The following is a 14,963-nucleotide window of genomic DNA, read 5'->3' as shown; positions in this document are numbered from 1 at the left end:
GTTATGTGGAGGCAATGTATATGAGAATTTTAATAGGACAACCAGTGCATGAAAGAGGAGTTAAGCAAATTAAAGAAGAAATAGAAAAAAATAAGGAAATAGATGTTGTCTTATATCCAGAAGGATATTTATTTGATGAAGAGTCTTTAGAAAATGCCTGTAATATTGCAAGAGAATATAATACAACAATTATTACATCTTATAGAAAAGATAATAAAGATAGAGCAGTAATAATAAGTAATTATGGTGAAAAAATTTTAGAAAGATCAAAAACATCTTCAAATGTTAATGAAGAATTATGTAATCCATTAGTAGTTAATTATAATGGCATAACTATTGGATATATTTTATGTATGGAAATTTTGAAAGGGGTTAGAGATTTTAAAAAAGTAACTTCAAAAATTAATTTTATTGCCCACCCAATTGGTGTGGGAATGTTTAGTGATGAACAATTTGAGTTATGGATAAATGAGGCTAAAAAAATTGCAAGAACACATAAAACTATAGTATTAGGAACAAGTCATGCAGATGGTTCATATAGAGATTGTGGAATCTCAATACCTATTTCATATTGTATTGATAGTGATGGAAGACCTATATATATATCAAAGTCTGATGTAAGAACAAGGATAGTAAATTTAAACACAAAGGAGGTTGAGATAAAGTATGATAAATAATGATTTGAAAACATATGCTGAAAATTTAAAAGAACCATGGTGGTTGTTATTTTATAGAATTGTATGGGAGCAAATGCCTATAAAAAATGGTGTAAAAATTCTTGATTTTGGTAGTGGGTTAGGAGTTACAGCAAATCACTTAGCGAAAGACAATGAGGTAGTTGCCATAGAACCTAATAAAGATATGATAAAAATGAGAATAGATGAAAATGTATATGAACAAATGTTTGGAGATATAGAAATTTTAAAACAGCAGAAAGATGAATCCTTTGATGTTATAGTATGTCATAATGTTTTTGAATATGCAAAGGATAGAAAAGATATATTTAAAGAATTCTATCGAGTTCTTAAAACTAATGGGATAATATCCATAGTAAAGCATAATCATGTAGGTAGGATAATGCAAAAAGCTGTTTTTGAAAATAATTTAGATGAAGCGATATATTTACTAGATGGTGGAAGAGTTAAAGTTATAAATTTTGGAGAAGTAAATTATTATAATATAAGTGACATCAAGCAGTGGATAGGGAATAAGGATATTAGTATTGAAAAAATACTTGGAGTTAGAACATTTTGGGGATTACAACAAAATAATGATGTAAAGTATGGACAGGATTGGCAAGAAAAAATGTACAAACTTGAAATGAAAGTATCAGATATAAAGGAATATATTAATATTGCATTTTATAATCATATAATACTTAGAAAAGCCTAAAAACTCCAAAATTATAGTGTTGAAAAGTAATAATGTAGTAATAAATTAAAAGAAATATATTTTATTGAAATAAAATGGATCAGCTTTACGCACATATTTGGAACATTATAAAATACTTTAGTATTTTATAATGTAATAGTTAATAAATAAGCTAGATTAAATTACTTGTACAATTAGAAAAAGGATAATACTAACATGAATTTTAAAGAAGTAAAAATAGAAATATATATTCCTAAAAAGGATATAGAAAAATTCATCCTTATGAAGAGCCAATAATTGATGTTATACCAATTATAAATGAGTTGTTTGAATAATTTTAGTTATAAACAAAAGCAGTAAAAAACCCCTATACAAAGCTTGGATTTTACCATACAGGTGAAGTAGATGAAAATGAAATAATTATGGCTTTAGATTTTTAGATTAACTGCATATTTAAACTTAAAAAATAAAAGTAGGATATGATGTACATTTTAATTAAAGTGCGACAGAACCATTGAAAATAAAATACGAACGATACTCTTTGAAAATTGAAAAATGCAGTGTTAAAAAGGAAAGATATTTTACTTCTGTTACAAAAATAACCATATAAGACAGTGTAAATATGATATAATTACCATTAGTTAAATTGAAATAGTAAAAAATTGCATATCTTCTTAATAAACAATATAAATAGGGAGTGTGATATCATGAATATTAATTTCATGGATAGAAAAATGCTTAAAATACTCTGTGCAAAGTCTGTAGATATGAGTTTGGGCGACAATTTGCACAGAGATAGATATTTAGTCGCTTTTCATAAATAAATTCATACATATACAGGCTTTGTTTCCTTAATTAAATAATAAATTTAAGGAAGTGAGTTTTATGAAATATGTAAGAATTGATAGAATATTACCAGATGATTTAATTAAAGAAATTCAAAAGTATATTCAAGGTGAATATATATACATCCCTTCCCTTCCTGAAAAGAGAAAAAGATGGGGTGAAAAATCTAAAAGCCGAGATTATCTAAAAGCTAGAAATGAAAAGATATTAAACCAATATATAGGCGGGCAATCAATTAGCAATCTGGCTGAGGAATTCTTCCTTTCAGATAGTAGTATTAAGAAAATTGTATATAAAAAGGATAAGTAAGCTAAAGCTACCACTCTTTTAATGTGTGGTAGCTTTTGTGTAAAAGATGATATAGAAGTGATTATTATCTTTCTTAAAAAATATAGAAGCTTTAAAATGATATTAAATATAAAATTCATTTTTAAAATGAATTTGTAATTCTTGTCCTAGATATTAGAACAAAAGGAGAGAGTCAAAATGAATAAAAAAATATCATTAATTCATTCTACAAATTTAGCTCTAGTAGATTATGCTTACGTTGGACGTATACCTTCAGGAATGGACTTATTATTTTTAGCGGGAGCATGTCCTATTAATAGAGACGGAGAAGTACCCGATTTGAGTGATTATGAGCTTCAGGCAAAACTTTGTGTAGAGAATTTGAAGGAAGCACTGAGGGAAGGTGGGGCCACTTTAGAAGACGTTGTATATACCAGAGTTCTTGTAGCATCTCAAAATCAGTCAGATTTGGTAACTGCATGGGAAGCAATAAGAAAAGAATTTGGTAATCATGATGTTCCAAGCACCTTATCTGGAGTTACAGTATTAGGATATACAAATCAATTGGTAGAAATTGAAGCAGTAGCAGTAGTAGAAAATAATACAAAATGATTGAAGTATAAAGTTGAACTAATTCGCACCATTCTTATTTAACGTAACAACTAAAAGACGAACGATTTATTAAAACACTGTATTATTCAAATTTGAATTTTACAGTGTTTTTACGTCGTAATTCAAATAAAATATGAAGCAAAATGTTGTTTAAAAATTGAACAAACAAAGTATTTACAAAATATGTTATAATTGATTCATGATAATAAAATAATCTTAAGTAAAAATTATTTGTATGAGAGACAGAGATAAATAGAATTTTATAGGGAGGATATCATGATTAAAAATGGAATTAACAAAATAGAATCTAGATGTGGAATATTGTGTAGTGACTGTGAGTACAGAGAGCAAATGGGGTGCGGTGGATGTGCTAATATTCAAAAACCATTTTGGGGAGAAAAATGTTCTGTAAAATCATGTTGCGAGTCAAAAGGAAATGAACACTGTGGAACTTGTGAGAAGTTTACATGTGAACTACTTAATAAATTTGCATATGATAAGGAACAAGGGGATAATGGAAAACGCATTAAACAATGTAAAGAATGGAGTGACAAAGATACTATATGAAATATCAATGGATAGATGAATATTTGGTAAAAAAAAGTGGTGTGTCTAAAGACTTGCAGAAAGATTGGAATTGGATACGTTATTCCTTAGGAGATAAAATGTTTGCGGCAATTTGTTTAGATAAAAATGATGAACCTTATTATATAACTTTAAAATTGGAGCCAACAGAAGGGGATTTTCTTAGACAACAATATGAGGATATTATACCAGGATATTATATGAATAAAGTACATTGGAATTCGGTTAAATTTAATGGAAATGTACCAGATGAATTATTAAAAGACATATTAGACAAGTCTTATCAACTAGTGCTATCTAAATTCAGTAAAAAGAAACAAAAAGAACTTTTACAAATATAATATAAATTCCAATTTGTTAAGAAACTTAAAAAGTAAATATAAATAATATATTAAAATACTGCAGTATTCATAGGTGAATTTGCGGTATTTTTGCGTCATACTTTAATTATTATGAGATATGAAAATCAAGGGTAAAATACAAATCATGTTTATTGAAAATTGAATAATGTGGTGTTAAAATTATAGATATGTTTGATAATGGCAAAATATACAATAATTTAAGGCGGTAAAGGATTTATGAACTCAAAAGAAGATGAAATCTTTAAAATTATAACAAGAATTATTAATATTATACTATGCTTGCTACTTCCTTTTAGCATATTAATAGCAATGGTTTCTCCAATGATGTTTGATGCTCCAGGTTCAAATGAGAGTTTTTATACATGGATACTTTTCATATCTAATTTTTCAGCTCCAGTGATTATATTAATATCAATGATAATATCAATATATTTACTTAAATTAAAATTATATAAAAGAGCATTTATATTTAGTCTATTACCACTAATTAATTTAATTACTATTTTGGTTGCTTATTGGGGGATTGCAGTTTTTCAAAATGGAAAATTTAGCATTTATTAAAGGTAAGTATATATTCTATCAGAGTAAGGGAACAAGACTAATATTAAAATCGAAAAAATAAATAATTTATCCAAATACCGCATTATTCATTAATTGAATTTTGGGGTGTTTTTACTTTGAAATACATATAAGACGTGGAATCCATAAAAACAAATAAAAGTCATCCTTTTATATATTATTTAATTTAATATGCTATAGTACAGAAAAAATAAATTTAAATTAATATACTGTGGACATTGTTAAAAATGTTTATATAAATGTTGCGAATAGAGTACAGTATTCTTCAAAAAATTTGAAAATTTAAAAGTATAATATAAATATAATCTAATGTAGAAACTGCAAAGCAACTTGAATGTCAAAGTAAATATTGTTATTTTTATAAAAAAACTAGGTTAGAATAATTATTTTGAAGAAAATTTTGGAGGGTATTTTAATAAAGAAATTATTGCTAGGAGAATAGTTTTACAGCAGAAAAATAAGAGGGGATGTAGGTACTATGGTAGTAGAACTTAATAGATCAAATTTTAATAAGGTTACGGATTTGTTTAAAGGTTTAGAATATAATTTATCAATTTTTAGTGTTATAAATAAAATCAATCCAGGCAGGATTTTTGTTAACGATGCAAACAATCCAACGGCAGCATTGTTAATAAGTCCAGAGGGCATGTATTTCACAGGAGATACTAAGGATAATGCCTTTAATTGTGAGTTAAATAATGTATTGAAAGATGATATTTTTAAAAAAGCACTAGAAAAAAGTGATGTAGATTATATGGTTTTTTATTCTTCAAAGGAATGGGAGAACTCATTTAAAGATATATTCAATTCATTATATCCAATAGAGGATGATAGAAGATATTTAGAACTAGAAATAGGTAAATTTGATATTGTGGAAGTATCGGAGAATGTAAAAAAAATTGATAGGGAAATGTTGTTGGATAGTAATTTAAAAGAAGTTGATGATGTAAGAGAAAGCATAATTGAAAACTGGTCTTCCATTGATAATTTTTTAGAAAATGGATTTGGTTATGTATATATAATTGATGATGGAATTGTAAGTAGATGTATAACTGACTGTGTAGTTGAAGACAGATGTGAACTAGGAGTAGAAACAGAAAAAGATTATAGAAAAAAAGGGTATTGCACACAAGTGGTTATTGCAGCTTTAAATTATTGTAAAGGTAACAATATAAAAAATATAGGTTGGCACTGTTGGGATAATAATATTCCATCCTATAAATTAGCTGAAAAAGTTGGCTTTGAGCAGAAAAGGAATATTAAAGTATATTTTGGATGGTATAATTTATATGCTAATTATTTAATAAATGGCAATTATTATCTTAAGCGAAAAGTAAATTACAAGCTTTCAGCTGAATTTTACAAAAGAGCATTTGAAAATAATTATGGAGTTGTTTGGCAATTTTACAATGCAGCATGTGCTTATTGGAAAATTAACAATAAGGAAGAAGCAAAAAAATATTATAAAATTGCTTTGAAAAATGGGTGGAAAGGTATTGAATCATTAAAATCAAGTCCACTATGTGAATATCTATATGATTTAGATGATAGCATAATGATTGAATCTGAGTTGAAAATCTAGGAGGCTCTTTTAGGTGTTACATTTACTATTTATATGATTAAGAATATGAAGAAAATAATAAATAAAGATGATATAAACTTAATTGAAGTATAAAATGATTTGAAATTTATGCTGCTTATTTTAATCACATTAAATGACCCAAATTAAGAGAAAATAAGGATAGATTCTTTACAAAACTATTGTATGAGGAAAACATTTTGAAGGATTGCAGATTATGGGAAGTCTAAGTTACAAATAATGTAAAAAATAATATTTGTGAATGGATATAGATTTATTAAGCTTAACTAAATTTATTTCACATTTTAATTATAAGCGAAATAAGTATTAAAATTTGTTCTTTTAAAATTAAATATTACGCATTTGAGAAATATACAATAATTACATTATAATAGTTATAAAATGTGAGTTAACTATATATAAATTGGAAGTTTGTGAGGTAACTATGAACAATAAAGACAAAAAAAACAAAGTAGAAAAATATATGACACTATATATGAGCATTGGAATGTGTTTCGGTGTTTCAGGTGGTTTAATATTTGGAATGATTATTTATCCTGATAATATGGCACTTGGAATGTGTTTTGGAATTCCAATCGGTATGTGTATCGGCATGGTAATAGGTCAATTAAAAGATAAACGTCTTTCTGAAAATATGATGATAATAAAAAAAATCAAAACTGTGAACGATTCAACAGATTTAGTAATTTATGTTAGTGATAAAAATGAGATAGAAAAACAATATAGTGTCACTAAGCAAAAAATGCAAGAAGAAAAATTCTTAGAAGGTTACCGAGTTGCAGAAGAAATAGATGGCTCTTTAGTATCATTAGAAAGCAAATAAAATTATATGAAATTCAGTTTAGTAGTTGATCATATTAATATATTATGAAAATAAAGTATAAAGCAGATACCGTATTATTTAAAAATGAATATACGGTATTTTTTAATTCGCAATACAAAAATTTGACGAACTAATTAATGAACTATGATATTTGAAATTAAATAGTATGTTATTTTAGGAGAGCTTAATAAGTATCTTTCTCCAAGGTAAATACTATGAAATTGTATTTAAGAGGGGAAAAGGAAATAAAATATTTAAAGAGTAAATAATAGACTATTTACAAAATATGTTATAATAATTATAATATTGTGTTCAATAAATAGAGTTTTGAAGGGGAGAATTATGGATAAAAATGAGCAATGGTTACAGTGGGCGATAGAATTACAAAGTCTTGCACAAGCAGGTCTTACATATGGTAAAGATGTTTATGATAAGGAACGATATGAACGTATTAGAGAAATATCAGCAGAAATTGTATCTAATATGTCGGATATTCCTTTAGGAATGGTGAAAAGCATTTTTTGTAATGAAAGTGGATACCAGACACCGAAACTTGAAACTCGTGCATCTATTTTTGAAAATGGAAAGATTCTTCTTGTTCGAGAGAATGATGGAAAATGGTCACTTCCAGGTGGTTGGTGTGATGTAAATGTGTCAGTTGGCGAAAATACAGTAAAAGAGGTAAAAGAAGAATCGGGTTTGGATGTGGTTGCAGACAGAATTATTGCAGTTCAGGATAGAGCAAAGCACAATCTTCCTGTCTATGCATACGGTATTTGCAAAATATTTGTGCAATGTTCTGTAATTGGTGGACAGTTTGAAGAGAATATTGAAACAACAGAATATGGTTATTTCGAAGTGGATAATTTACCAGAACTTGCAACAGAGAAGAATAATGAGGAACAAATTAAAATGTGTTTTGATGCATACCATACAGATGAATGGAAAACGCTATTTGCTTAACAAATTCCAATTTGTAAGATAGATTAAGGCAACTTTAAGGAACTAATTTTAAAAATATTACGAAGAATAAATTAAATATTAAATTACTTAGAATACCGTATTATTCAAATGAATATGCGGTATTTTTACATCATTTTGTTATATTACGAATTAATTTTTTAATCTAAAAATACGAATAATGTTCTTTTGAAATTGAATAATGCGGTGAAAAAATTGTTTAAAAATCTTCTTTCATATATGGTTTATCCAGAATTAATTGATTATAAATGATACGATTTTTGACTAATACATAGTTATTCTTCATAATGAATTGCTTAATGTAAATAAGTTTCTATAATACACTACAAAACTTACAATAATATGGTAAAATGTATATAGTATGAAACAAATTTATTTTATTACTTATAAATAATACCTGCATAAAAAGTGGAACTAACAATAGTTATATTATTATAAGATATGTGGAGGTTTTAGTATGAATATATTGATGTTAACTTGCAATATAGTTATTCCTTTATTAATGATTTTTATAGGGATTTTATTTAAATGCAATTCATATAAAAAAATAGATAAAACATTAGATTTAATTATACCTATAGCAATGTTTTTTAATGGATTTTTAGACAGAGAGAAAGAATATTTGTGTAAGGATACCAATAAATTAGATTCTGTTAATAGAAAATATGGTTTAATATGGAGTATTTCAGGAGCAGTTACATTACTATTTACTATGATATCGCTAATATTAAATAAATCTAATATTTATAATACAAGTGTTACTTTACTAGAAGCTGAATGTTTAATATTAGTTTCTGTATTCGTTACTGTAGAGTATATTTTAAAAAGAAATTTTAAAAAAGGTTACTGAAAAAATAAACAATTATCTAAACACCGCATTATTCATGAATTGAATTTTGGGGTGTTTTTATGTTGCATTTCAAAAAAAGAGGTTAATATAAAGAAAGATGAGGAACTAAGTTAATGCAAGAATTTAAATTTCCTTATAAAGAATGATACTTATTTAAGTGATATAGATTGATAGAAGTTTATAGAGGAATTTATACGTTAGAATAAGTAATAATAGAAAACAAATAATGAAATAGCTGTAATACTTTATAAAAAAGTATTACAGCTATTTACTTTAAAACATCAGAAAAAATACATATTTTAATTTATTTGTAATGATGAAATGGAATTGACAATTAAAACGTTCATTATTTCTTTTAGCTTCTCAATTGGAATTTTTGTATCATTTTTAACCCAATTTTGGATTAAGCCTATGCAACCAGAAATGTAAAATGAAGATATTAAGTTATAGTGCTCCTTATTTATATGAGCACTTTTTCCTATAACATCTTTTAAAAATTTTTCAGTTATAATCCTTCTAAAGCTTGTCATAAATTGCATATTACCATGTCCATTTAATAATATTTTAAAAACTTCCTTATTATCTTTTATGTATTTTAGAAGTATAGAAAGTTGATTTAAATCACTATTATTAAAGCTATTAATAGTAATATTTTTATTAATTGCATTGATGTCATAAAGGATTTTATTTTGTACACTTTCTAACAAATCATAAATATCATAATAGTGATCGTAAAAAGTACTTCTATTAATATCAGCTAATGTTGTTATTTCTTTTACTGTTATTTTGTTAATATCCTTTACTTTTAATAAATTAAAGAGAATATCTTCTAATCGTTTTTTAGTTTTTAATGATCGTTTATCTACATTATTATTTTTCATATATAAAAGCTACACATAAAAGATAGCTTCTCCTTTCTACTAACTTAAATTATGAATTACTAAATAAATAATAAAGCATTTTGAGTAAAAAAACAAGGTAAATATTATTTTAACCAACACTATTATAAATAATGTTGGTTAACCCACTTATGTTTATAATGTGTTCTAGTTGTATTTAAATTGTAATGATAAACTCTAGCTATAAACTAGTGAGGAGATGATGTTTAATGAATAAAGATATTGCTATAAGTGTTAAAGATGTGATTAAAGAGTATGAGATGGGAGAAACAAATATTAGGGCTATAGATGAAATAAACTTTCAAATAGAAAATGGAAAGTACACTATTATTTTAGGGTCAAGTGGTGCAGGAAAATCAACAGTTCTAAATATTTTAGGTGGTATGGATACACCATCTAGCGGTGAGGTTATAGTTCATGGGATGGACATATCTAAATTCAATAACTTAAAGCTTACAAAGTATAGAAGAGAAAAAATTGGATTTGTATTTCAATTTTATAATTTAATGCCTAATTTAAATGTACTTGAAAATGTTCAGCTTGCAAGTCAAATATGTAAAAATCCATTAGATGCAGTTGAAGTCCTTGAGTTAGTTGGTTTAAAGGATAGATTATATAATTATCCATCTCAATTATCAGGTGGAGAACAACAGCGTGTTGCCATAGCTAGAGCATTAGCTAAAAATCCAGATATTTTACTTTGTGATGAACCTACAGGAGCATTAGATTATAAAACAGGTAAATCAGTATTAGGTTTATTATATGATATATGTAAAAAAAGTAAGAAGACAGTGATAGTTGTTACCCACAATAGTGCATTAGCATCAACTGCGGATGTAGTAATACGAATGAAAAATGGAAAAGTTGAAAAATATGAAGTAAATCATAATCCACTTGCAGTGGAAGAAGTGGAGTGGTAGAAATGATTTGGAAAAATTTTTTGAAAGATTTAATTGATGTAACCTCAAGGCTTATTTCTGTAATTATAATTATTATTATAGCAGTTATGGTTTATGTAGGTTTAGATGGGATAACTTATAATGGAAGTTTAATTGTTGATAATTATTTTAACGAACAAAATGTTGCCGATTATTGGATAACAGGTAATGGTTTTGATGAAAATGATTGTAGGTATTTAAAAGGTATAGATGGAATAAATGAGGTTGAAAGTAGATTAGTATTTGAAGCTAGTGAAAATAATAATGAGAATATAAAGCTATCATTATATGGTGTAGATAATGATAGTAGTATAAACAAGCCTTATATAATAGAAGGAAGATTACCAGAGAATAATGAAGAAATGATGATAAGCTCAGAATTTGCTAAGAAGCAAGGCTTAAAGCTAGGTGATGAATATAGCATAAAAATATTAGGGACGAAAAATGAGATAAAGTTTAAAATATCTGCATTGATTAAAAATCCTGAACGTATGCATAACATAAGTCCAATAATGCCTTCACCAGACTATAGTAAGTATGGGTTTGCATATATTAATAAAGAAGCAATTTCTAATGTATTAGGAAAGAGTAAATATAACCAAATAGTTATAACATTAGACAGTGATGCAGATAATGAAAAAATAAAGAATGACATAATTGAAAATTTTGATAGCAATATTATAAATATAGTAAGTCTTGAAGATAATGTTAATACTAATAATTTGCAAGAATTTATAAATGGAATAAAGCCTATTACTAAAGGTTTACCATTAATCTTTTTTGTTATTGCAGCTTTACTAATGGTTAGTACAATGAGTAGACTAATAGAAAATTCAAGATTAGCAATTGGAACACTAAAGGCCTTAGGATATACAGATTTGAAAATACTTTTATATTATTTTATGTATGCATTTATAGTAGTTGTATTTGGATTTATGATAGGCGGAGTTTTATCAAAGATTATAATAACAAAGCCTTTATTTAAAATTCTATTTGGTTTAAATGATTTGCCGTATTATATAATAACTTATAATAAGGTAGCCTTAATGAAGGCATTTATACTAACAGCTATATCTTGTATGGGTACCTCTATAATAATTACAAGAAAGGCATTAAAGGAAAATCCGGCTCGATGCATGAGGCCTAAATTACCTAAAAAAGAAAGAAAACTATTAATGGAAAGAATTAAATTTATATGGAGTAGATTAGGATTTAATAAAAAATATATAATAAAAAATACTTTCAGAAACAAAGGAAGAGTGTTTACTTGTATTGTTGGAATTGCAGTATGTATGGCACTAGTATTAACTTGTTTAGGACTTAAAGATTCAATTAATAACTTTACAAATAATATTATTAAAAATCAGCATAGGTATGATATGTATATGACTTTAAACACAAAAATGAAAGAGTATAATATAGAGAAAGTAAATGAATTAGAAGAAATAGAAACTGCTCAATATAATATGAATACAAGAGCTATAATAATGAAAAATGACAAGCAAGATATTATAAATATGATAGTTTCAGAGGATACTACCGATTTAAAGTTAATAGACACTTATGATGAAAATATTAACTTACCTAAGGAAGGAATAATAATTAACGATACGTTAGCTAAAGATTACAATTTACAAATAGGAGATTATGTAGACATTAAATTTTATGGAAAAGAAGATACTAGAAAAGTAAAAATTTCAGATATAAACAGTAATATTAATGGAGCATATATTGGCAAAACTTATTTTGAGAAAAATGGAGAAATATTTACCCCAGATTATGTATATGTTAAAACAAGTAATATAGAGGATTTAGAAACAGATATAGAAAATATTGATTTTATTACTGAATATGAATTAAAAGAGAACATAACAGATGGGATTATAAGTAAAGTATCTCTAACATCATTAGTAGTGTACAACCTTATTATTGTAGGTGGAATTTTAGCAATGGTTGTTTTATATAATCTAGGTATAATGAGTTTTTATGAGCAAATAAGAAGTCTTGCAACATTAAAGGTACTTGGATTTTATGAAAAGGAAATTAAAAAATTACAACTAACGGAAAATATTATATTTACCATATTCGGTATTATTATAGGAATACCACTAGGGAATGCACTAATAAATGTTATTACGAGAAAGATGACATTAGCAAATTTACAACCAGCAACTTCTATAAGTTCATATATAATTGCTATTTTGCTAACAGTTACATTTGCTTATATAGTTAATGTGATAATAGGAAGAATGATGAGAAAAATAGATATGCTTGGAGCATTAAAAAGTGTTGAATAAGATTGAAAATAAGAGTTTAGTGGTGTGTTATATTTTAATCAAAATTGGAGTATTATCATATAAGTAATTCAAAAATGAGTTTTATGGCATTTTTATGTTGCAATCCATATAAGAGGTGAAATATATATAATACGATGTTTGAAAATTAAATGCTGTGTTATTTGAAAATATGGGGAAAATAGAACACTATAAGAATTATGCAATATAGGAGAAAATCGATAAAAAAACAAATAAAAGTTATCCTTTTTTATATTATTTAATTTAATATGCTATAGTACAGAAAAAATAAATTTAAATTAATATACTATGAACATTGTTAAAAATATTTATATAAATTTTGCAAATAGGGTACAGTATTCTTCAAAAAATTTGAAAGTTTAAAAGTATAATATAGAGATAATAATATTATACTTTGTTTTAAGGGGGATAATAATGATAGAGTTAAGAAAAATTACAGAGCATAATTTTCATGAGTGTATTAAATTAAAGGTAAAGGAAGAACAAAAAAATTATGTTGCAAGTAATATATATAGTATTGCTGAGGCTTATGTTGTTTTAACAAATAATGAGTGCATTCCTATGCCATATGCTATTTATGACAATGATATAATGGTAGGCTTTATAATGTTATCATATAATGAAAAAGATGAAAATGATGATAAAAATACATATTGGGTATGTAGATTAATGATTGATAAAGATCATCAGAGTAAAGGTTATGGTAAGAAAACTATGATAAAAGCCCTTGAACTTATTAGGACTTTCCCTTATGGAAAAGCTTCGGCAGTTTACCTTTCTTATGAACCAGAGAATGTGGTAGCAAGGACGCTTTATGCATCCATGGGTTTTGTAGAAACAGGCAAAATAGAAGAGGGAGAAATGGTAGCAAAATTAGTTTTATAAATTAGGTATGATAAAGGATGGTGTAGCATGATTGAATATAAATTTGATACTCAATTATTAATAGAAGGGCACAATCTTTCAGAGGATGCAATCAACAAATATATTAAAAGCAATATTAAGGGTGATTGTTTGATTGCTGTTGGAGATGATGAGTTGATTAAAATTCATTTTCACACTAATACGCCATGGAAGGTACTTGAGTATTGTGCGTCATTAGGTGATATTCATGATGTTGTTGTAGAAAATATGGAACGTCAAACAAATGGACTTCAAGGCTAAATAGTAAACTATTTTCTACTATAGAATGTGTTAGTTATATAAAATTTTTTTTAAGAAGTGCACAATTAAATACATCTAAAAGGTATACGAGAATACTATTTATAGATAATGAGAAAAATTTATAATTTAAATGTTTTAATATAATCATGAAAATTAATGATATATATCGCATTATTCAAAAGAAATGAATTTGCGATATTTTTTTATATGGAATTTTAAAGAAAATATAAAATAATATGTGTTTTGGGAATTGAATAATTTTATAGGAGAGTATGTATGATAAAGGTAAAAAAATTTCGGGGGATGTTGCAGAGATTATTTATAATATACAAAGGAAGTCATTTGAACCATTGCTCAATAAATATCATGATTATGATGTTAGTCCTGCAATGGAAGGCATTGAAAAGGTTAGAGAAAAGATTGATAGAAAAAATACAACGGCATACATATTTCAACTAAATGATATTAATGTTGGATGTGTTAGGGTAATGGAATTAGAAGATATGACGTATAAAATTTCAGCTTTGTGTGTCCTTCCAGAATATCAAAATAAGGGAATTGCACAAGAAGCGCTGAAACAAATAGAAGGTTATTATTATAATGCACATAAATGGATTTTAGATACAATATTTCAGGAAAAGGGAAACTGTCACTTGTATGAAAAATTAGGGTACGTAAAAGTTGGACAACTAAAACAAATAAATGAAAGAATGACACTTATTAATTACGAAAAGGTATGTAAAATATGAA

General features: G+C 26.2%; 17 protein-coding genes. 16 read left to right on the top strand and 1 reads right to left on the bottom strand.

All coding sequences use genetic code 11. From position 1 onward, the window contains the following. Window positions 1-20: 20 nt before the first annotated feature. The 11 genes from CSGHG_RS01220 to CSGHG_RS01165 all read left to right on the top strand — a co-directional run bounded on the left by CSGHG_RS01220 (window position 21) and on the right by CSGHG_RS01165 (window position 8,897). Window positions 21-677, top strand: coding sequence for a hypothetical protein (locus CSGHG_RS01220; RefSeq protein WP_010291963.1), 657 nt, complete (start codon window positions 21-23; stop codon window positions 675-677). Further along, the gene (locus tag CSGHG_RS01215; RefSeq protein ID WP_010291960.1) at window positions 667-1,392 is read left to right on the top strand and encodes a class I SAM-dependent methyltransferase; all 726 of its coding nucleotides are present in this window, start codon (window positions 667-669) and stop codon (window positions 1,390-1,392) included. Before CSGHG_RS01220 ends, CSGHG_RS01215 begins: the two co-directional genes overlap by 11 nt. Window positions 1,393-2,256: 864 nt before the next feature. Further along, window positions 2,257-2,526, top strand: coding sequence for a CD3324 family protein (locus tag CSGHG_RS01205; protein WP_010291958.1), 270 nt, complete (start codon window positions 2,257-2,259; stop codon window positions 2,524-2,526). Between the two features lie 177 nt (window positions 2,527-2,703). Further along, window positions 2,704-3,117, top strand: a complete 414-nt coding sequence (locus CSGHG_RS01200; RefSeq protein ID WP_010291957.1) for a RidA family protein — start codon at window positions 2,704-2,706, stop codon at window positions 3,115-3,117. Between the two features lie 276 nt (window positions 3,118-3,393). Beyond that, window positions 3,394-3,684: a DUF3795 domain-containing protein gene (locus CSGHG_RS01195; RefSeq protein ID WP_010291955.1), complete on the top strand. Its 291-nt coding sequence runs from the start codon at window positions 3,394-3,396 to the stop codon at window positions 3,682-3,684. Then, window positions 3,681-4,043, top strand: a complete 363-nt coding sequence (locus CSGHG_RS01190) for an MmcQ/YjbR family DNA-binding protein (RefSeq protein WP_010291952.1) — start codon at window positions 3,681-3,683, stop codon at window positions 4,041-4,043. Before CSGHG_RS01195 ends, CSGHG_RS01190 begins: the two co-directional genes overlap by 4 nt. Window positions 4,044-4,280: 237 nt before the next feature. Continuing rightward, a complete protein-coding gene (locus tag CSGHG_RS19490) occupies window positions 4,281-4,625 on the top strand; it encodes a hypothetical protein (RefSeq protein ID WP_010291950.1) in 345 nt (114 codons plus the stop codon). Window positions 4,626-5,121: 496 nt separating this feature from the next. Next, the gene (locus CSGHG_RS01180) at window positions 5,122-6,225 is read left to right on the top strand and encodes a GNAT family N-acetyltransferase (RefSeq protein ID WP_010291947.1); all 1,104 of its coding nucleotides are present in this window, start codon (window positions 5,122-5,124) and stop codon (window positions 6,223-6,225) included. Between the two features lie 442 nt (window positions 6,226-6,667). Then, window positions 6,668-7,066: a hypothetical protein gene (locus CSGHG_RS01175; RefSeq protein ID WP_010291945.1), complete on the top strand. Its 399-nt coding sequence runs from the start codon at window positions 6,668-6,670 to the stop codon at window positions 7,064-7,066. Between the two features lie 342 nt (window positions 7,067-7,408). Beyond that, a complete protein-coding gene (locus tag CSGHG_RS01170) occupies window positions 7,409-8,029 on the top strand; it encodes an NUDIX hydrolase N-terminal domain-containing protein (RefSeq protein ID WP_010291943.1) in 621 nt (206 codons plus the stop codon). A gap of 475 nt (window positions 8,030-8,504) precedes the next feature. Further along, on the top strand, window positions 8,505-8,897 hold the full coding sequence (locus tag CSGHG_RS01165) for a membrane protein (protein ID WP_010291942.1): 393 nt from the start codon (window positions 8,505-8,507) through the stop codon (window positions 8,895-8,897). Window positions 8,898-9,196: 299 nt separating this feature from the next. On the opposite strand, the gene CSGHG_RS19485 is transcribed toward CSGHG_RS01165, so the two are convergent. After that, on the bottom strand, window positions 9,197-9,778 hold the full coding sequence (locus CSGHG_RS19485) for a TetR/AcrR family transcriptional regulator (RefSeq protein WP_010291939.1): 582 nt from the start codon (window positions 9,776-9,778) through the stop codon (window positions 9,197-9,199). A gap of 227 nt (window positions 9,779-10,005) precedes the next feature. Here CSGHG_RS19485 and CSGHG_RS01155 point away from each other — a divergent pair, with 227 nt between their 5' ends. The 5 genes from CSGHG_RS01155 to CSGHG_RS01135 all read left to right on the top strand — a co-directional run bounded on the left by CSGHG_RS01155 (window position 10,006) and on the right by CSGHG_RS01135 (window position 14,962). Beyond that, window positions 10,006-10,716: an ABC transporter ATP-binding protein gene (locus CSGHG_RS01155; RefSeq protein ID WP_010291936.1), complete on the top strand. Its 711-nt coding sequence runs from the start codon at window positions 10,006-10,008 to the stop codon at window positions 10,714-10,716. A 2-nt stretch (window positions 10,717-10,718) separates the two neighbouring features. Continuing rightward, on the top strand, window positions 10,719-13,031 hold the full coding sequence (locus tag CSGHG_RS01150; RefSeq protein WP_010291934.1) for an ABC transporter permease: 2,313 nt from the start codon (window positions 10,719-10,721) through the stop codon (window positions 13,029-13,031). 432 nt (window positions 13,032-13,463) lie between these two features. Further along, entirely contained in the window at window positions 13,464-13,934 is a 471-nt protein-coding gene (locus CSGHG_RS01145) for a GNAT family N-acetyltransferase (protein WP_010291932.1), read from the top strand. Window positions 13,935-13,961: 27 nt separating this feature from the next. After that, complete coding sequence (locus tag CSGHG_RS01140) at window positions 13,962-14,213, top strand: hypothetical protein (protein WP_010291930.1); 252 nt, start codon at window positions 13,962-13,964, stop codon at window positions 14,211-14,213. 272 nt (window positions 14,214-14,485) lie between these two features. After that, the gene (locus CSGHG_RS01135) at window positions 14,486-14,962 is read left to right on the top strand and encodes a GNAT family N-acetyltransferase (RefSeq protein WP_010291929.1); all 477 of its coding nucleotides are present in this window, start codon (window positions 14,486-14,488) and stop codon (window positions 14,960-14,962) included. Window position 14,963 lies beyond the last annotated feature (1 nt).

Origin of the sequence: Clostridium senegalense JC122 (assembly GCF_000285575.1) — a bacterium.
Lineage (GTDB): Bacteria > Bacillota > Clostridia > Clostridiales > Clostridiaceae > Clostridium_J > Clostridium_J senegalense.
The sequence above is the reverse complement of the archived record's forward strand: the minus strand, read 5'-3'. Positions and strand labels throughout refer to the sequence as shown.